Genomic DNA, 17,821 nt, shown 5'->3' with positions numbered 1-17,821 from the left:
TTTTAGGGGTTATTCCGCAACAACAATTTTCATCTCACAACCCAGCAATATACGTCCTTCCAGGAAACTTTCACCTTTCACCAGGTAAATATTTCCAAGTTGGTGCAAGGGTGAAACGCGCGTCCGGATGGTCGTGGAAGCGGGTGGCAGCTCGAAAACTTCCAGCTTGCTGACTGCGCCTATAAAGCCGATTTTAGCCTCTCCCCCCTCCTGCCTGCCCAGATATCCGAATGAAAGCGCGCACGTTTGCGCAATATTTTCTATCAACCCGCTTGCCTGGAAAAAACCTTCTTCCACCAGCATATTACTGCTTTCAATGAAGAAGTCTGTTTCAAATAATTCCTGGGTAGCATGAAGCAGATTGTCTACCATAATAAATGGCGCGCGGTGTGGAATGTAAGCTGTGACAGATTCTCTCGAAACGATCATTCGGCGAAGAAGTTGAAGTAGTTAAACCATTGTTCCGGGTACTGGCGGACCTTTTTTTCCAGCTCAGCTACATACAGCTGCGCAATTGCTTCCGGTTTCATCTTATCGGTGATCGGTGCAGTCGCACTCAGATGGTAGCTGTACTTACCGTTTTTGGCAGCAAAAACAAAGGTTACCGGCGCCTGAAATTTGGAGGCAATGACAAACGGACCAAACGGAAACCGCGCCTTTTTACCTAAAAAATTCATTTCAATGAATTTCGAACCTTCCAGGTAACGGTCTGAATGTATAGCAACAAATTCGTTGTTAACCAATGCGTTCCGGATAGCAATAACGTGCGAGAGATCGTCCTTGATTGCAATCACATTGAACCGCGAACCTCCTGTAGAAAGGTCCATATACTGCTTAATACTCTCAACTTCGGCATCAAGCATTACAATATTGATAGTCGGCGTAACCCTGCCTTTCAGCAGGTTACCTGCCGTTTCCCAGTTACCCAGGTGGGCGCTGAGCAATATCCCGCCTTGACCCATTTCGCGGATGTCGATCAGGTACTGCTCATTCTCGAAAGTATGCGTGAATTGTTCGGTCTTTCCCAGCAGAAAAGCAGCGCGGTCTACCAGCGTTTGTCCGAAGATGTAAAAGTTGGCACGGACGAGCTTCTTGGCAGCCCGCTCCGAAACATGAAGGGTATTTTGATAAAAATCGAGGAGCGCACGTCTGGGTTTGGCTGCAAACAAATAGTAATAAAACGTAACTACTCGCAGCAAGAGGTAAGCAAAGTTCAGCCCCAGGGAATTAATGAAAAAGAGAAAAATCTTGTACCCTGTTAAAGATCCTTTGGTCTTACCGTCCCAACGGCTCATTTACAAAGCAAGTTTCTTGCGCACTAATCTATAAAAATCGCCAAAGGTCACGATTTCCTTGAAGTCCTCCCCTGTAAGCTTCACATTGAGATTTTCCTCGATCAGCACGACAAGGTCCACATAGTCAAGGCTATCCAGGTCGAGTGTATCTTTCAGACTGTTTTCAGGAATGATTTCACTCCTGTCCACCTCGAATTCCGTTGACAAAAAATCCCTGGTTTCTTCAACTATTTCTTCCCAACTCATTTTTACTTCGTTAGCATGCATAGCAGTAAAATTAATTTATTCTCACTGATAGTTTGAAAATCCTTACACTTTTAAATACATCCGAAGGCTGGCACAAAGAGAGCGAAGTCCATTCGAAAAGGTCCGTTCAGAGATTTGGAGGAGAACAAAATTACAAAATTTCAGGCATTAAGAAGCGGCCGTTTACGAAGTATTTAACTGCGCACGATTACGGCTGTCTAGATTTTCCTGATGATCAGCGTAGAGTTTGTTCCGCCGAAACCGAATGAATTAGAGAGAAAACAGTCGATATTCTGTTCTCTGGTTTCAGCGATCACATTGATTTTTTGAGAGTCTTCATCGGGGTTCTCAAAATTGATGTTCGGGGCAATAAATCCGTTCTGCATCATCAGCAGCGAGTACACGATCTCGCTTGATCCTGCCATCCAGCATTCGTGGCCCGTCATGGATTTGGTGGAACTTACAGGCACATCGCCGCCAAAAACCTCGTAAATGGCACGCGCCTCGCTGCCGTCACCAACAGGTGTAGATGTGGCGTGTGCATTGATATAGTCAACCTGGCTGGTTGTGATACCTGCCTGTCTCAAAGCCATTTGAAGCGACCTGATTTGTCCGTCAATACTTGGGTTGGAAATATGATCCCCGTTTGAAGAAAACCCGTATCCAATGAGCTCACCCAGAATAGGTGCGCCGCGTTCCACTGCAGATTCATAGGATTCGAGGATTACCGTTGCTGCGCCGCCGCTGGGGATCAATCCGTCGCGATCCCTGTCAAATGGCCGGGAAGCCCTGGCCGGCTCAGCTTCACGCACGGAGAATGTACCCAGTCCATCGAAGCTCGCCATCGCAGCCGCATTGATTTCCTGTGCGCCACCGCAGATAATGCGCTCCTGTAGTCCCTGGGCAATCATCAGGTATCCCATTCCGATCGAATGCGATCCCGAGGCACAAGCCGCGCTGAGTGTGAAATTGATCCCTTTCAGCTTGAAAATCGTCGAAAGGTTCATATTCACGGTACTGTTCATATTCTGGAAAATCGCACCGCTCCCGATCAATGTGGTATCTCGCTTTTCCTTGGCTTTATCCACCGCCTCTACGACAGAGGCCGCAGTACTATCGTTTCCGTAGATTATTCCGGTTTCTGTTTTATCAAGATAATCAATGTCGAGTCCCGAAAATTCGAGTGCCTCGCGCGTCGCCATATATGCATAGATAGCCGGCTGGTGCATTCCCAAACGTTGTCTTCTCGAAAGATAGTTTTTCAGTTCAGGCTCCTCTACCATACCCGTCAACGCCGAGCGAAAGCCGAAATCTTTTCTCACCTGATCAAATACAATCCCGCTTTTACCGGCATACAGCGATTTAGCTACCTCTTCCAGATTCTGGCCGAGGCAGGAGTAAATTCCAATTCCGGTGATAACAACTCTGCGACTCATTTGTTACGAATAAATTCCTCCGTTGATATTAATGACCTCGCCGGTAATGTAGGCAGCTTTGTCGGAAACAAGGAAACTAACCAGGTGCGCTACTTCGGCAGCCGTACCAAAACGGTTCATCGGGATCATTTGTTTCAATTCAGCTTCATTTAAATCCTTGGTCATATCGCTGGTGATAAAACCGGGCGCAACTGCATTCACGGTGATCTTACGCTTTGCAACTTCCTGCGCCAGCGCCTTCGTCGCCGAGATAACAGCGCCTTTCGCCGCCGAGTAATTGGTTTGTCCGGCAACCCCTTTCATCCCCGAAACCGAGGCAATATTGACGATCCTGCCCGATCTTTTGCGCAGCATCTGCTGGATTGCATTCTGGGTTACATTGAATAAACCTTTGGTCGATATATTCAGCACATCGTCCCAATCCTGCTCTGGCATCCACATAAACAAACCGTCGCGGGTAATGCCTGCATTGTTCACCAACACGCTGATCGTCTTGTCTTCGTTCTTTTCTTTCCAGGCATTCAGGGCAGTATCCACTTCTGATTTTGTCTGCACATTAAACTGCATCAGCTCGCCTGTACCGCCATTTTCTTCTATTTCTGCAAGTGCTTCCCTCGCTGCCGCCTCATTGGAAGCATAGTTCACGAGAATGTGCAAGCCGTGGTCTTTCGCCAGTTGTACCGCAATTGCCCTTCCGAGTCCTCTGGAAGCTCCTGTTACCAAAGCACAGCTCATAACTTAAAAGGGGTTTCTTTGATATATTCAAAAACTGCGGCTATACTTTCTGACTGCGGCAGATCGTCTTTCACGAAATGAGCATATTGGCGGATCTGACTGTAAATAGACTTCGCATTAGGCGACAGCCGCTCTTTTTCGTCTGGTTCCAGCAGATCAATCGCCTGGCAAATGGCCATAATATGAATGGACATTACCTGAAATGAGTTTTCCAGCACCTGCTTTGCGATGACGGCGCTGTTGGTACCCATACTCACAATATCCTGATTGTCATTATTATTCGGAATGCTGTGAACATATACCGAGCTGGAAAGTGCCTGGTTTTCAGCGGTTGTTGAAGTAGCGGTAAACTGCACACCCTGGAACCCGAAGTTCAGCCCCCAGGTACCTGCATTCAAAAACGGCGGGAATTTTCCATTCAGCTTGCTGTTCATCAGGAAGTTGAGCTGTCTTTCCATCAACATAGAAAGCTTCGTCAGTACGATTTTCACTTTGTCCATTTCGAGCGAAATATAGTCGCCGTGGAAATTACCTCCGTGAAATACATTGTCATCTTCCGGACTTACGATCGGATTATCGTTGGTAGAGTTGAGCTCATTTTCAACTACTTCCTGTGCATAATGGATCGTGTCGAGTATCGGTCCCAATATTTGCGGAACGCAGCGAATGGAATAGTATTCCTGAATTTTCCTTTCAAATTCTTTCCGCTGCATTGCGGTATCATCCTTGAAAAGCTCTTCGCGGCTGCGAATCATTTTACTTCCCGCCACAAAATCCCGCATTTGCTGCGCGATCAGCTGCTGTCCCTTATGATGTTTAACCGCATTGAGTTCTTTGGAAAAGGAATCGTCAAATGCTTCTATCACTTCGTTGAGCATGGAAGAAGCGGCGATCGCCCATTGCAAAAGCCTCTTGGCATAAATCAGGTTGATTGCCGCCATACCTGTCATGCAGGAAGTACCATTGATCAATCCCAATCCGTCGCGTAATTCCATTTGAAGCGGCGCGATTTCTTTAGCGGCAAGTACCTCGGCAGTTTGCTTCCTGACACCATTGTCATAAACACAGCCCTCGCCGATCAGGTTAAGTCCCAAATGCGACAATTGCACCAGGTCGCCGCTTGCGCCCACACTGCCATGTTCGAAGATTTCGGGTACAATCCCATTGTTCAAGAAAGCAACCAGCTGCTTTATTACTGCAGTGCTTACGCCGGAGTTGGCCTGCAAAAATGAGTTTAGGCGCGCCACCATCACACTGCGTGCGTAAACCTCGGAAAGTGGCTTTCCAATCCCGCTGGAATGGCTGCGGATCAGGTTATATTGAAGGTTGCTAAGCTTGTCGGTCTCAATCCGGTACTGCGCCATTGGGCCGAACCCGGTATTGATGCCGTATATAATTTTATCTTTGGAGAAATTCGTTAAAAAGGCAAAGGATTTCGATACTTGATTAAGAATGTCGTCAGCGAGAATAAATTCCTTTTTTTCAAAAGCATATTGCTCGATCTGAGCTAATGAAATACGATTCATTTAAAGATAGAGTAATTGAATATTGTGTAAAATAAACCTTTTTTTGCGGCTTTGGCAAACCACTCAGTCAGCAGCACCGGCTTGCCGGAAGTTGCCGGATTTGTACATTTCATTAATTTTGTCTGACACTCACGCTTTCCCCGCCGATGATCGGAGATTTACTTTTAAGACTAAATAAATTCCTTTCCGGTCACAAAACAGCATTCTATTTCAGCTTAATACTGCTTTCCTGTTTTCTGTTTGCGGGTATCTTCCGGCTGCAGGTTACCGAAAGCATTTTTGCTGCATTGCCAAAAGGTAAAAGTTTCGAAGAATTCAACCGGCTCGTCGAAAGCAAGAACATCATCAATCAGATCGTGTTCTCCATTGATATTCCGGCGGATACAGATACCGAAACCGCGCGTCTGATCGCAGAAGAGCTTTCCGATTCACTTACCAGGCACACCAGCGGTTATATCCGCAACATCCAGATCGAGCGGCCCAATGTGCAGGAGGATTTGTATCAATATGTATACACCCACTTTCCGGAGCTGATTGATGCCCCTTATTACAATCACATTGAGTCAAGATTAAAGCCCGATTCGATCAGGACAGCAGTGGCAGCAACTTACAGGCAGCTGCTTACGCCCGGCGGTTCTTTCCTGAAAAGGTTTATCCTCAACGATCCCCTGGGTATCACCGGCAAATACTTCAGTGAGCTTAATGCAAACAACAATGCAGGCAACCTCCTGATAGAAGACGGGATCATGTTTTCGGCAAATCGGAAAAGCATACTGGTCTTTGCATCAACAGCTTACGACTCGGGTAATTCCGATAAGAATGTAGCATTATTTGAACTTACCGAGCAGATCAGGGAAAAGTGGAACAACCGCTACAGGCACAACCGGCTCAGCTACTTTGGCACATTCGAAATCTCGGCCAGGAATGCAATCCAGGTCAAACAGGATACCTATTACACCTCGTTCATTGCGCTGGGCTGCATTCTCCTACTGTTGATCGTTTATTACCGGAAGCTGCTTACACCTGTTTTTATGCTGCTGCCAGGTTTATTCGGTGCATTGTTTGCATTAGGCACGATCGGCTACCTGCGCCCGGAAGTATCGGGTATTTCGCTGGCTACCGGAGCAGTGATTTTCGGTATCCTGCTCGATTATGCTTTTCACTTCTTTACGCACCTCCGGCATACCGGTTCCATTGCGACCGCCGTGAAAGAAGTGAGCGCTCCATTGCTAACTGGCAGCTTCACAACGGTGATGGCATTCAGTGCGCTGCATTTCGCCAACTCGGCCGTTTTACAGGATTTCGGTCTTTTTTCTTCGCTGGGATTGCTAGGCGCGGCGCTTTTTACATTGATTGCATTGCCGGTCATTCTCGAATCCACACGTTTTGATTACAAGAAACTGCCGGCCGAGCGGCAGTCTGTCCACCTGCCTGCTATCCCGGCAAAATGGCGCTTAGGATTGCTGGGGATTATAGGGGTCCTCACTTTCGTCTTCTTATACTTCGCCCAGTTTACTGAGTTTGACAGCGGGTTTGATAACCTCAGCCTGCAAAATGAAGACCTTTCATCACGCGAGCAGTCGCTGACCGGCATTGATCCCAAAAAGCAGAAGCGGATCTATGTTTTTGCTTCCGACACCAGCCGCCAGGTTGCAGAAAACATCAATTATAAAGTCTACCAAAAACTCGCCGCATTGCGCAAGCAGGGCAGCATTACCAGCTTTGCAAGCCCGGGCTCGCTGCTGGTACCGCGGGATATCCAGTTTCAGCGAACCAGAAAGTGGCACGAGTACTGGGACCTGGGACGAAAAGAAAGTGCATTTGACGTCATGGATAAGGCAGGCGCCAGAAACGGTTTCAATGCATTTGCCTTTAATGATTTCAAAAACTGGGTCGCGGGACAATATGAACATTCCGTTTCACAGGATACGCTTTTCGCAGAGCTGGGTATAGACAATCTGGTGGAAAGAACAGCCGGCAAAACGACCTACATCTCCACTGTAGTAGCGCCTCAAACCAACCTGGATGCGGTCAAAAGCGAGCTCCGCCAGATTCCTCAGGCGGCCTTGTTCGATCGGGGTGAAATGGCGGGTGAAATGTTGTCGATGGTCAAAGACGATTTCAATTACCTGCTCCTGATATCGGCATCCATTGTTTTCCTGACGCTCCTGGTAGTTTACGGAAGAATTGAACTCACCCTGCTTTCCTTTCTCCCCATGGTAATCAGCTGGATCTGGATACTGGGCATTGCTGCGATTTTTGGAATCAAATTCAACTTCGTCAATGTCATTGTTACCACATTCATTTTCGGGCTCGGAGATGATTTCAGCATTTTCGTGACTGATGGGTTGCTAAGCAGGTATAAATACAAGAAAGACACGCTGCACTCCTACCAGTCTGCCATTATCCTTTCGGCCACCACCACCATTATCGGTACTGGCGTGCTGATTTTTGCCAAACATCCCGCCATTCATTCCATTGCAGTAATCAGCGTTTTGGGTATTGTTTGCATTCTCTTTATCTCATTTGCTTTCCAACCCATTCTTTTCGATTTTTTTGTACAAAACAGGATTGCCAGAAAGAAGGCGCCTGTGACGATGCTGCCCTTCCTGATCAGTATTTCAAGCTTTACATACTTTCTTTCCGGCTGTCTTTTCCTGCATTCCAAACTGCTCACGATCCTGATTTTACCGGTTTCAAAAAGCAGGAAGCGCGCAATGATCAACAGTTCGCTCTCGTGGTTTGCCAAATCGGTCATTTACTCGGGGCCACATGTGAAGAAGCGGTTTTCAGGACTTGAAAATCTGCAGATGGATAAGCCTGTGATCTTCATTGCCAACCATACCTCTTTCCTCGATATTCTGCTGGCTATTATGCTGCACCGGAAAATCGTGTTGATGGTCAAAGGCTGGGTATACAAATCTCCTTTTTTCGGTCCCATTATCCGGTATGCAGGCTATGTATACACCGACGATGGAGCCGAGCAGAATATTGAAAAAGTCAGAGAGTTGGTGGCAGAAGGATATTCCCTGCTGATTTTCCCGGAAGGCACTCGCTCGGAGGATGGTGAAATTGCACGATTTCACAAAGGCGCATTCCATCTGGCCTCGCAGCTCGGTCTTGACATTCAACCCATTCTGATCCACGGCGCGCACGATGTACTTCCTAAAAACGACTTTTTGATCCGGCCAGGCGCGCTGAACGTACGTGTACTGCCGCGCATTCCGCAGTCGGATCCGTTGCTAGGCGGCCAGCTCAGAGACAGTACCAAGAATATGTCCGCGTATTTCCGGGCACAGTTTGCGGCTTATACAGATGAAATGGAGGATACCAGCTACCTGAAACACAAGATTTTCACCAATTACGTTTTCAAAGGGCCGGTGCTTGAATGGTATTTCAAAGTGAAATGGAGACTTGAAAGCCGGAATTTCGCCAGCTATAATGAGCTGATCGGTGCGCGAAAGAAGATACTGGACCTGGGTTGCGGATATGGATATTTGTCTTTTTATCTTCATTACAAAAATGCGGAAAGGACGATCAGGGGAATTGACTATGATGAAGAAAAGATCCGGATTGCGGAAAATAGCTACCGGAAGTCTGACCAGTTGCATTTTGAACAGATGGATGTAATGGAAGCCCGCCAGGAGGAGCAAGACGTGATTTTCCTGAACGATATACTACATTATCTGTCGAAAGAAAAACAGCGAAAGCTGCTCGACAGATGCGCTGCCGCATTAAATCCTGGCGGAATTATATTTATTCGCGATGGTATCACTGATCTCAGCGGCCGTTTTGAAAACACAAAAAAAACCGAAGCTTTGTCGACCGGCATTTTCTCGTTTAATAAAAAGGAAGAGGAATTTCACTTCTTTTCGTCTCGGGATATTGTCGACTTCGCGCGCCGTCACCATCTTCACTACGAGTTAAAGGAGCATTCGAAAAAAACGTCCAATGTCCTTTTCATCCTTCGAAAAGCAGGAGACACTTTATAGTAGCAAATCCTTCAATCAAACATTTCCCAGGCTGTATAATGCAAGCTGCACCTTTTGAAAAAGAATACGATTTCGTAATTGTCGGAAGCGGGCTCGGTGGCCTGGCCTGCGCGCTCATTCTCGCAATGGAAAATTACAGCGTGATTGTACTCGAAAAAAACCATCAGATTGGCGGGCATTTGCAGGTTTATAGTCGCGGCAAGAGCATTTTCGACACCGGTGTGCATTATGTGGGGAGTCTGGACAAAGGCGAAAACCTCTATCAGTTTTTCAAATACTTTGGCATTTTTGACCAGTTGAAAATGAAGCGGCTGGACGAAGAGTTTGACGTGATCAGGTTTGAAGATGGATCAGAATACGCTTATGCACAGGGTTTCGAAGCATTCGCGGCCAAACTGATCTCTTATTTTCCCGACGAGGCAGAGGCAATCAATACTTATTGTGAGAAAATTCTTGAAGTATGCAGCAAATTTCCGCTTTATAACCTGGAAACTTCCACGGAAGGTTATTACATGGAAAGTGAAATGCTGACCATCAATGCGCACGATTACATTGCTTCTTTGACGGACAATGTCAGGTTAAGGAACGTGCTTGCAGGCTCCAACCTGCTTTATGCCGGATCGCGCCGCAAAACGCCATTTTACGTGCATGCGCTGATTATGAAGAGCTACTTATCAGGCGCTTACAAATTTATAGATGGCGGATCACAGATAGCGATTCAGTTCAGCCGGGCGATCAGGCAGCGCGGCGGGCTGATTGTAAAACATAAAAAAGCAGTTTCTGCCAATTACCACGAGAATGGACTGGTGAAAGAGGTGGTGCTTGAAAACGGCGAGGTAGTAAGAGGTAAACAGTTCATTTCCAACGTACATCCTGCGGTTACCATTGACATTTTCGGAGAAGATCGCTTTCTGAATATTTATAAAAACAGGATCCAGGGACTTGAAAATACAGTATCTACTTTTCTGGTCCACGTTACCTTTCACGAAAAATCATTTAAATACCTCAACCACAATATTTATTTTCACGATACCGATAACGTTTGGGATACAGTGGACTACGAACAAGAGAACTGGCCGCAAACAAGCTTTATCTGTACGCCCTATATCTCCAAAACAGGCGAGTACGCAGATTCCATGTCAATCATGACCTACATGCGGGCTTCGGAAACTGCGAAGTGGGAGGAAACGTTCAGTACCATCGCGGAGCCGGGGCAGCGTGACGAGGAATATAAAGCATTCAAAAGGCAGAAGGAGGAGCAGGTAGTTAATAAGATTGAGTCGGTTTTTCCGGGGATAAAAAGCAAGATTAAAGCAGTGCACAGCGCTACTCCGCTCACTTTCCGCGATTATATCGGCAATAAAGACGGATCTATGTACGGTATTATGAAAGATTCCGTTTCACCAGCCAGAACACAGATCAATACAAAAACCAAAATACCAAACCTGCACCTGACGGGCCAGAACATTTCATTGCACGGGATACTGGGGGTTACTGTAAGTGCATTTATAACCTGCTTCCCATTTGTAGATAAAGAAAAACTCATTCAAAAAGTAAAAAACGCGTGATCATGCAAACAGTTGATGTGGTAGTCATAGGAGCCGGCCCGGCCGGAACGGTAGCAGCTTCGTACTTAAAGAAAAAAGGCTACGATGTCACAATCCTTGAAAAAGAAAAATTTCCCCGCTTTCAGATAGGCGAAAGCCTGCTTCCATGCTGCATGGAGCACCTCGACGAGTCGGGGCTGCTGGATGCGGTGCGCGAGCGGCATTTCCAAAAGAAAACCGGTGCAGCTTTTATGCGGGGAGACAAGCGCTGCGAGTTCTTTTTTTCCGAACAGTTTACAAAAGGCTGGACGTGGACCTGGCAGGTGAAGCGTGCAGACTTCGACAGTACACTCGCAGAGGCGACCCGCGCCAAAGGCGTGGATGTCAATTTTGAATGTGAGGTACTCAGCGTCGAATGCAGCGCAGACAAGCAGGTGCTGGAATACAAAGATGCAGAAGGCCATTTACATACCATTCAATGCCGCTTTATCATCGATTCGAGTGGATACGGGCGGGTTTTACCGCGTTTGTTCGACCTGAGCAAACCCTCTGCATTCACACCGAGGGGAGCCATTTTCTCACATCTGGAAGACAAAAACCGGTCGGAAAAGGCGAGCAACAACATTTTTGTACATTCATTTGACAACAACAAATCCTGGATCTGGGCGATCCCTTTTTCTGACGGGTCTACGTCAGTGGGGATTGTGAGCGACAAAGAGAAGGTAATGGAGCTTGCAGAGAATGGCGGAGAGAAGTACAAGGATTTCATTCGCAACTTCGAAGACCTGAGAGGCAGGTTCCAGGATTCGGAATTCAAGTTTGAACCGCGGCATATTTTGGGATACTCCGTTGGTGTTAAGTCGATGTTTGGCGAAGGTTTTGTGCTTTCCGGAAATAGTACCGAATTTTTGGACCCAATATTCTCCTCCGGCGTGACATTCGCAACAGCATCCGGCTTGCTTTCAGCGAAAATGACAGACCGGCATTTACAGGGCGAGAAAGTGGACTGGAAAAATGAATACGAGCGCGTGGTGCAACGGGGTATTGATGTCTTCAGAAGCTACGTTACCGGCTGGTACAGCGGTGATTTCCAAACCATTGTATTTGCAAGCGAAATCGAAGATGATATCAAACACCAGATCTGCTCTGTGCTGGCAGGTTACGTTTGGGACCAGTCAAACCCGTTTGTCAAGAAACACGATACCATTCTTCCAACGCTGGCGAAGGTGATCAGAATGAAGGAAAGAGCGGCCGGCTTAGCTAGCTCCTAACAGGATAAACCCGTGTTGCAATCCTTTGAAATGATTATAGATGAGGATATTACGGGGCTCCTTTTCTTCTGAAAAAGCATATTTGCATTGGTCGGGAAGCTTTTTCCCGGCCAGCATTTGTACGCCGAGCCAGGTTGCAAATGCCGAGGCAGTCGGATAATCTCCCACAAAGTTTTTGTAAGAATAACAATTACTCCCGCCGAATAGCTTTTCACGCATGCCTGTGTAAAGATAATCCGTGCGGCTATCGCCACTAATCCCGATAAACAGCGTGTCGATATCCTCCGGTGTTAGTCCGTTTTTTGCAAGAAAAGATTGAATGCGGTCATGCAGGCCACTCTCGGGAAGGTAGCTGGTTTGGTCCACATCAACGATCCTGGCAATGCTCTCCGCAGACCTGCTCTCTTCCATAACAAACATCACCGCTCCTTCACCATTCACCGAACCTGGTGTATTGGAAGTAAATAACTCCTCGGATGTAAAGTCTCCTTTCTTGAAAGAGCCGCCGAGCGAATCGATATTATGATTGTAATCGGAAATTTCCTCAACTGTACCCACCAGTAGCCTCTCCGCCCTTCCCTCCTGTAAAAGCATCCAGGCATCGAGCAATGCAGCTTCGAATGCAAGCCCGTTATGAACGTGCGTGGTATTGTAGCCTGTGATCTTGCTCATCAGCGCCAGGTTCCCTGCTACTGCATTGGGCGTGCTTTGAACAAAATTCGTGGGGGTAAGTGTACCTTCATTGTAGTCGACGATCTGGTTGAGGAATTTAAGACAATCTTCCAATCCGCCATTTGCAGTTCCCAGAATAATACCGTCAACCGGAGTCTCCTTAATCAAAGGCAGCCCTGCTCCCACGCCCATTCTGATCGCTTTGCCCATTCTCCGCAGTAATCCTGCTGGTATGAGGCCATTATATTCTGGTTCAATCGCCTGGTACCGGATGCCTTTGTAAGATGCCACGTTGCCTTCCAGAAAACCATTGTCGAAAGTGCGTTGCGGCGAAATGCAGGCTGATTGCTTAATGTACATTCTAAAAATAACGATGTGTTGCCCGATGCACTAAGCTAGCTGTGCTCCGGCGATAAATTTTTGTATCAGAGCTGCATATTCCGCCAGCTCCTTTTTTTCTTGCTCTTCAGTCCACTCCAATTCCCGTGCCATCAGGCTTGCAACAACGGGCAGTACATTCAATGTTTCTTTCCAGTCGGTAATTTCCATTCTGACGCGCCTTGCCAGGAAATCCCGGAGTGTTACTGCCATTTCAGTTCTTACCGCATACACAACCTCCGCTTTCAGGTAAGGGTACTCCGGGCTGAGCTTCTCAGCGAGTAATGAATTATCTCTTGCAATGGTAGCTACCTTACCGGCCCGACTTCCATATTTGGACATCAGGTGCCGCGCAACTTCGTCAGACAAGGCAAAGTCCGTAGCCAGCTTCCTCCACGATTCCCGATCGAAATGCTCTCCGCCTGCCAGGATATGAGCGTCGGTGATACATGGTTTTTGTTGGGAGAAAATAGCGTCAGCCTCGTCAATTGTATCTTTCGCCATTAACCTGTAAGTAGTCCATTTTCCTCCTAACAGACTCAACAAGCCTGTTTTTTCATCCAATTCAATCTCATGGTCACGAACAAGGCTCTTGGTAGACTTCCCCGGATCGGCAGATAGCAAAGGCCGCAAGCCGCCAAAACCTGACCGAAGCTCACTAAGCTCGACGGGCTTCGCCAGGTAAGGGTTTAATGTGGCTGCCAGGTATTGTTTTTCTTCCTCATTGAGCATCGGCTCTTCCGACACCTTATTGTACTCTGTGTCCGTAGTCCCGATCATCGTAGCGCCTTCGAAGGGTATCGCAAAAACAACACGGCCGTCGGACGTTTTCGGGATCAGCATGGCGTATTCACTGTTCAGAGTTTTGGCAGGCAACATCACGTGCACGCCCTTACTCGGCCTGAGCCTTTCCGGGAGCGCAGGATTTGCGAGCAATCTGATATGATCCGCAAATGGCCCGGTGCAATTGATAACGAGCTTTGCTTTAATCGTATAGTTATTTCCTGACCGGGTATCCACCGCATTGACAGCAACCAGCTTCCCGGATTCATTTTTTTCGAATCCGTTAACTTCCATATAGTTAGCCACAGCTGCACCCTGCTCTGAAGCCGACTGTACAATCGCCAGGCAGTAACGCGCATCATCCAGCTGACCGTCATAATAAAGTACGCCGCTATGCAGCTTTTTCGGATCAAGCGTAGGTATTTTGTCTAAAACTTCCTTTTTACTCAGCCACTTACTCTTGGGAAGGGTATCGTTGATCGCAAATGCATCGTAAAGCTGCAAACCGATTTTGAAATAAAGACCTTCAAACCAGGAACTGACGGGCGTCATCAATGCAAGAGGACGCGCCAGGTGCGGTGCATTTTTTAATACAATATGCCGCTCTTCCAATCCGTGGCGGACTTGTTTGAGCTGCGCGAAATCCAGTTTCTTGAATGCCTGTTCCAGGTAGCGTACACCGCCGTGGATCAGTTTGGTGGAGCGGGAAGAGGTTTCGGAAGCGAAATCCTTTTTGTCTATCAATGCTACTTTATAGCCTCGTAATACTGCGTCGAGCGCACAACCTGCACCACTTGCGCCCGCTCCGATGATACAAATGTCAAACTCTTCATTATTAAATCTTGTGAGCGAATCAGGGCGGTTCATTGAGCAGGAGTAACAGCGTCGGCGTTGGTGGTGATGTTTGCAAAAGTACGAAGTTGGGGCTTAAAACAAATGCTGCGCAACATTTGATCCGGCGACGTACTTGGTATAATAATTGCTCGTGACATTAGAATGAGGCTAGAGACATTCTCTCCTGTAATCAATTACTCACTTTTAAACTCGAAATCATGGGTCTATTTTCATTTCTCAAAGGATCAGGAGAAAAGGTATTCAAAAACGAAACTGCCGCTGTGCCGGCTCCTGAAGTTGAACCGCTGCGCGCAAGTGCATTACTTGCTCACGTTAAAGCACTTGGACTTTCCTATAAAAGTCTGACTGTAAAAACCTCAGGTGACACTGTAACTTTGGAAGGGGAAGTAGCAAATCAGGAAGATGCCGAGAAAATTGCGCTGGGTGTGGGGAATGTAGAGGGAGTTCAAGTGGTAGACAACCGGTTGAAGGTAGCGACACCATCCAAAGAAGCTTCTTATCACACTGTTGAAAAAGGTGACACACTTTCCAAGATCGCGCAGACAGTTTACGGCGACATGATGAAATACCCCATTATTTTCGAAGCCAACAAACCCATGTTGACTCACCCAGACAAGATATATCCAGGACAGGTATTGAGGATTCCGGCGGTTTAGCAACTCAGCATTCCCGGCACATCGGCTTTCAGCAGCCAGCTTTCGGCTTTTTTGAGGGCAGTTTGGAAAGAGGCCAGATAGCTGGCAGCCAATTCCAGCCAAAAAAGTCGATTGCCGTAAGCCGACAGCCGAAGTAATAAAATGAAAAAAGGCAGCCTTTCGAGCTACCTTTTTTCATTTTACCAATTTCCACTTAATCTTCCGCTGCAATTACATTCAGGGAAACTTTGTGTTTTACTTCTTTGTGAAGATCGATTGTCGCAGAGTAAGTACCGATTGATTTTACATCGTCAACAGTAATTTTCTTACGATCGATATCAAATCCTTTTGCTTTCAGGATATCTGCAACCTGAGTATTGGTTACACGGCCGAAGATACGTCCGCTTTCCCCTACTACAGTTTTGATGTCAATTGTCATATCGCCAATTGCCGATGCGATATCTTCTGCATCTTTTTTCAATTTCTCTGCTTTGTGAGCAGCCTGACGTACGTTTTCCGTAACGATTTTGCGGTTAGACGTGTTAGCCAGCAGCGCAAATCCCTGAGGAATAAGGTAATTACGACCGTAACCTGCTTTCACAGTCACGATATCGTTCTTATAACCTACTCCTGCTATATCAGTTAAAAGTATGATTTCCATTGTTTGTAGCTCTTTACTGTATTATTTCAATTGGTCAGCAACAAATGGCAGAAGAGCCAAGTGGCGTGCTCTTTTAATCGCCTGAGATACTTTGCGCTGATATTTCAGGCTTGTTCCTGTCAAACGACGTGGCAAAATTTTACCTTGCTCGTTTACAAGTTTCAGCAAAAAGTCAGGATTCTTGTAGTCGATATATTTGATACCAGCTTTTTTGAAGCGGCAATATTTCTTGCGGTTAATGTTCTTTTCAACCGGTTCGTTAACTAGTGACATAGCTTATGCGTTTTCGGTTTTAGATTCAGTAGATTCTTCTCTTTTCTTACCTACCAGTCCTTTGCGTTTTTTCTCGTTGTAAGCAATTGAGTGCTTATCAAGGACGATAGTCATAAAGCGCAGGATACGCTCGTCACGACGGAATTCAGTTTCCAAAACATCTACCACGTTTCCTTCATTTGCAGTGTATTCCACTACATGATAGAAACCAGAGTTTTTCTTTTGGATGGGGTAGGCCAGCTTGCGCAATCCCCAGTTCTCTTCATGTACAATCGACGCACCGTTAGAGGTAAGGATTGTAGTGAATTTTTCAACGGCGTCCTTTGCCTGGGCCTCAGACAAAATGGGAGTTAGAATGAACACCGTTTCATACTGTTTAGACATACGGTAATTTGTTAGTATTTATAAAAGTAAAAAACCCTCACTTTGGTTTGAAGCCAAAATGAGGGTGCAAAAATAGGGTTTGTAAACCGAAATTCCAAACCTTGAACGTGATCATCTGTAAGTTACAGCCGGATCTTACTTGACAGTGAAATCGCCCTGCCCTATTTTGAAGCCTTCGCTGTAAAGTTCAATCGCATATTTTCCGTCTTTAAGCGGAATCCCGCCTCTTCCGTAGAAGATATCGACCGACTGATTGGTATTGTTAAATGGAACAACCTGGGACGAGCTGTAAATCAACTCTTTTCCGTTATGTACAAATGAACCTGAGCCAGTTGCCATATCGGAAAGTACAGCTCCGTCGGGATCAAGAATGCGGAGGTAAATTTCCTTTTCGTTTTGCTTGGCAACAGGATTTTCGGCCAGTTTGAAGTTAATGCGCAGTTTATCAATGCGTTTCGCCTTGTATTTACCACCTTCGCGCTCTTTGCCTTTTGCCGAAACTGCATTCACTGTAAGCGCCTCCGCTTTCAAAGCAGATGCCAGGTTTACTTTCTCGCTCAACTCCCTGTTTTGCGCAGAATAGTTGGTAACTGAATCTGCAAGCTGCTGTTTTTCACTTTCCAAACCTGTCAGCTGCTGGCTGAGCTGCTCATTCTTATTATTGGCAATACCCAGTTCCTCTCTCAGTTTGGCAATTTCACCATCTTTTTCAAGCAAAACTGACTCGTAACCTCTGATCTTCTTATTATAGGTTGCAGCAGAATAGGTACCCGCATTTTTAAGCTCCTGCTTGTCTTTTTCGAGCTGCGCCTTCAATGCTACCAGCGAATCGACACTGCCTCCAAGTTTCTGGATCTCCGCTATTTTTACATCCAGCTCAGCAGAAATGGAATCCAGCTTCGTTTTGATGGACAACACCTCCTCCGTTTTGGCAGTAATAATCTCATCCTTCGCCTGGTTTTCCTGTTTTTCGTGGTAAATGAAATAAACGAGCACTAAATTGAGGATCAGCAATACTGCCAGAGCGGCCCATAAAAGTGTCTTTCTGTCTTGCTTTTGTTCCTGGTTATAGTCCATACAGAAGGTTTAATTTTGAATTTAGTTGGTAAAAGAAATATGTTTTTTTCAATTT

At 46.4% G+C, this 17,821-nt stretch carries 16 protein-coding genes; 4 read left to right on the top strand and 12 right to left on the bottom strand.

Translation table 11 applies throughout. The features are described 5' to 3' along the window. Positions 1–9 precede the first annotated feature (9 nt). From ASG33_RS14980 to hutH, 6 genes are all read right to left on the bottom strand, one after another. Complete coding sequence (locus ASG33_RS14980) at positions 10–429, bottom strand: hypothetical protein (protein WP_056286886.1); 420 nt, start codon at positions 427–429, stop codon at positions 10–12. After that, on the bottom strand, positions 426–1,295 hold the full coding sequence (locus tag ASG33_RS14975) for a lipid A biosynthesis acyltransferase (protein WP_056286883.1): 870 nt from the start codon (positions 1,293–1,295) through the stop codon (positions 426–428). Before ASG33_RS14975 ends, ASG33_RS14980 begins: the two co-directional genes overlap by 4 nt. Beyond that, a complete protein-coding gene (locus ASG33_RS14970) occupies positions 1,296–1,562 on the bottom strand; it encodes an acyl carrier protein (RefSeq protein WP_082489239.1) in 267 nt (88 codons plus the stop codon). A 197-nt stretch (positions 1,563–1,759) separates the two neighbouring features. After that, positions 1,760–2,977, bottom strand: a complete 1,218-nt coding sequence (locus ASG33_RS14965) for a beta-ketoacyl synthase (RefSeq protein WP_056286880.1) — start codon at positions 2,975–2,977, stop codon at positions 1,760–1,762. A gap of 3 nt (positions 2,978–2,980) precedes the next feature. Continuing rightward, positions 2,981–3,712: a 3-oxoacyl-ACP reductase FabG gene (gene fabG, locus ASG33_RS14960; RefSeq protein ID WP_056286877.1), complete on the bottom strand. Its 732-nt coding sequence runs from the start codon at positions 3,710–3,712 to the stop codon at positions 2,981–2,983. Next, positions 3,709–5,238, bottom strand: a complete 1,530-nt coding sequence (gene hutH / locus ASG33_RS14955) for a histidine ammonia-lyase (protein ID WP_056286875.1) — start codon at positions 5,236–5,238, stop codon at positions 3,709–3,711. The genes fabG and hutH overlap by 4 nt, the downstream gene beginning before the upstream one ends. 146 nt (positions 5,239–5,384) lie before the next feature. On the opposite strand from hutH, the gene ASG33_RS14950 reads away from it, so the two are divergent. From ASG33_RS14950 to ASG33_RS14940, 3 genes are read left to right on the top strand one after another with little or no spacing between them, the layout of a single operon-like run. After that, entirely contained in the window at positions 5,385–9,230 is a 3,846-nt protein-coding gene (locus ASG33_RS14950) for a 1-acyl-sn-glycerol-3-phosphate acyltransferase (RefSeq protein ID WP_056286872.1), read from the top strand. A gap of 38 nt (positions 9,231–9,268) precedes the next feature. Further along, on the top strand, positions 9,269–10,798 hold the full coding sequence (locus ASG33_RS14945; protein WP_056286870.1) for an NAD(P)/FAD-dependent oxidoreductase: 1,530 nt from the start codon (positions 9,269–9,271) through the stop codon (positions 10,796–10,798). A 2-nt stretch (positions 10,799–10,800) separates the two neighbouring features. Next, positions 10,801–12,048, top strand: coding sequence for an NAD(P)/FAD-dependent oxidoreductase (locus ASG33_RS14940; protein WP_056286869.1), 1,248 nt, complete (start codon positions 10,801–10,803; stop codon positions 12,046–12,048). On the opposite strand, the gene ASG33_RS14935 is transcribed toward ASG33_RS14940, so the two are convergent. Together ASG33_RS14935 and ASG33_RS14930 are read right to left on the bottom strand one after the other, a co-directional pair. Then, positions 12,034–13,080 carry a beta-ketoacyl synthase chain length factor gene (locus ASG33_RS14935; protein WP_056286866.1) on the bottom strand — a complete coding sequence of 349 codons (1,047 nt, stop codon included), beginning with the start codon at positions 13,078–13,080 and terminating at the stop codon, positions 12,034–12,036. The genes ASG33_RS14940 and ASG33_RS14935 overlap by 15 nt on opposite strands. 30 nt (positions 13,081–13,110) lie before the next feature. Then, positions 13,111–14,748 (bottom strand): glycerol-3-phosphate dehydrogenase/oxidase, encoded by a 1,638-nt coding sequence (locus ASG33_RS14930; protein WP_056286862.1) that lies wholly within the window; start codon positions 14,746–14,748, stop codon positions 13,111–13,113. A 185-nt stretch (positions 14,749–14,933) separates the two neighbouring features. Between ASG33_RS14930 and lysM the strand changes: the two genes are divergently transcribed. Further along, positions 14,934–15,392, top strand: coding sequence for a peptidoglycan-binding protein LysM (lysM, locus tag ASG33_RS14925; protein WP_056286859.1), 459 nt, complete (start codon positions 14,934–14,936; stop codon positions 15,390–15,392). 193 nt (positions 15,393–15,585) lie between these two features. Here the strand turns inward: lysM and rplI are convergent, their stop codons facing one another. From rplI to ASG33_RS14905, 4 genes are all read right to left on the bottom strand, one after another. Beyond that, positions 15,586–16,032 (bottom strand): 50S ribosomal protein L9, encoded by a 447-nt coding sequence (rplI, locus tag ASG33_RS14920; RefSeq protein WP_056286856.1) that lies wholly within the window; start codon positions 16,030–16,032, stop codon positions 15,586–15,588. A gap of 21 nt (positions 16,033–16,053) precedes the next feature. After that, positions 16,054–16,305, bottom strand: a complete 252-nt coding sequence (gene rpsR, locus ASG33_RS14915; protein WP_015811483.1) for a 30S ribosomal protein S18 — start codon at positions 16,303–16,305, stop codon at positions 16,054–16,056. Between the two features lie 3 nt (positions 16,306–16,308). Then, positions 16,309–16,689, bottom strand: coding sequence for a 30S ribosomal protein S6 (gene rpsF, locus ASG33_RS14910; protein ID WP_031530093.1), 381 nt, complete (start codon positions 16,687–16,689; stop codon positions 16,309–16,311). A 135-nt stretch (positions 16,690–16,824) separates the two neighbouring features. After that, on the bottom strand, positions 16,825–17,766 hold the full coding sequence (locus tag ASG33_RS14905; protein WP_056286852.1) for a hypothetical protein: 942 nt from the start codon (positions 17,764–17,766) through the stop codon (positions 16,825–16,827). Between the last annotated feature and the right edge of the window lie 55 nt (positions 17,767–17,821).

Source organism: Dyadobacter sp. Leaf189 (assembly GCF_001424405.1).
GTDB lineage: Bacteria > Bacteroidota > Bacteroidia > Cytophagales > Spirosomataceae > Dyadobacter.
The sequence above is the reverse complement of the archived record's forward strand: the minus strand, read 5'-3'. Positions and strand labels throughout refer to the sequence as shown.

Coding starts and splice junctions, on each gene's coding strand:
- ASG33_RS14980 (WP_056286886.1), bottom strand. CDS start 429: ATGATCGTTTCGAGAGAATCTGTCACAGCTTACATTCCACACCGCGCG.
- ASG33_RS14975 (WP_056286883.1), bottom strand. CDS start 1,295: ATGAGCCGTTGGGACGGTAAGACCAAAGGATCTTTAACAGGGTACAAG.
- ASG33_RS14970 (WP_082489239.1), bottom strand. CDS start 1,562: ATGCATGCTAACGAAGTAAAAATGAGTTGGGAAGAAATAGTTGAAGAA.
- ASG33_RS14965 (WP_056286880.1), bottom strand. CDS start 2,977: ATGAGTCGCAGAGTTGTTATCACCGGAATTGGAATTTACTCCTGCCTC.
- fabG (WP_056286877.1), bottom strand. CDS start 3,712: ATGAGCTGTGCTTTGGTAACAGGAGCTTCCAGAGGACTCGGAAGGGCA.
- hutH (WP_056286875.1), bottom strand. CDS start 5,238: ATGAATCGTATTTCATTAGCTCAGATCGAGCAATATGCTTTTGAAAAA.
- ASG33_RS14950 (WP_056286872.1), top strand. CDS start 5,385: ATGATCGGAGATTTACTTTTAAGACTAAATAAATTCCTTTCCGGTCAC.
- ASG33_RS14945 (WP_056286870.1), top strand. CDS start 9,269: ATGCAAGCTGCACCTTTTGAAAAAGAATACGATTTCGTAATTGTCGGA.
- ASG33_RS14940 (WP_056286869.1), top strand. CDS start 10,801: ATGCAAACAGTTGATGTGGTAGTCATAGGAGCCGGCCCGGCCGGAACG.
- ASG33_RS14935 (WP_056286866.1), bottom strand. CDS start 13,080: ATGTACATTAAGCAATCAGCCTGCATTTCGCCGCAACGCACTTTCGAC.
- ASG33_RS14930 (WP_056286862.1), bottom strand. CDS start 14,748: ATGAACCGCCCTGATTCGCTCACAAGATTTAATAATGAAGAGTTTGAC.
- lysM (WP_056286859.1), top strand. CDS start 14,934: ATGGGTCTATTTTCATTTCTCAAAGGATCAGGAGAAAAGGTATTCAAA.
- rplI (WP_056286856.1), bottom strand. CDS start 16,032: ATGGAAATCATACTTTTAACTGATATAGCAGGAGTAGGTTATAAGAAC.
- rpsR (WP_015811483.1), bottom strand. CDS start 16,305: ATGTCACTAGTTAACGAACCGGTTGAAAAGAACATTAACCGCAAGAAA.
- rpsF (WP_031530093.1), bottom strand. CDS start 16,689: ATGTCTAAACAGTATGAAACGGTGTTCATTCTAACTCCCATTTTGTCT.
- ASG33_RS14905 (WP_056286852.1), bottom strand. CDS start 17,766: ATGGACTATAACCAGGAACAAAAGCAAGACAGAAAGACACTTTTATGG.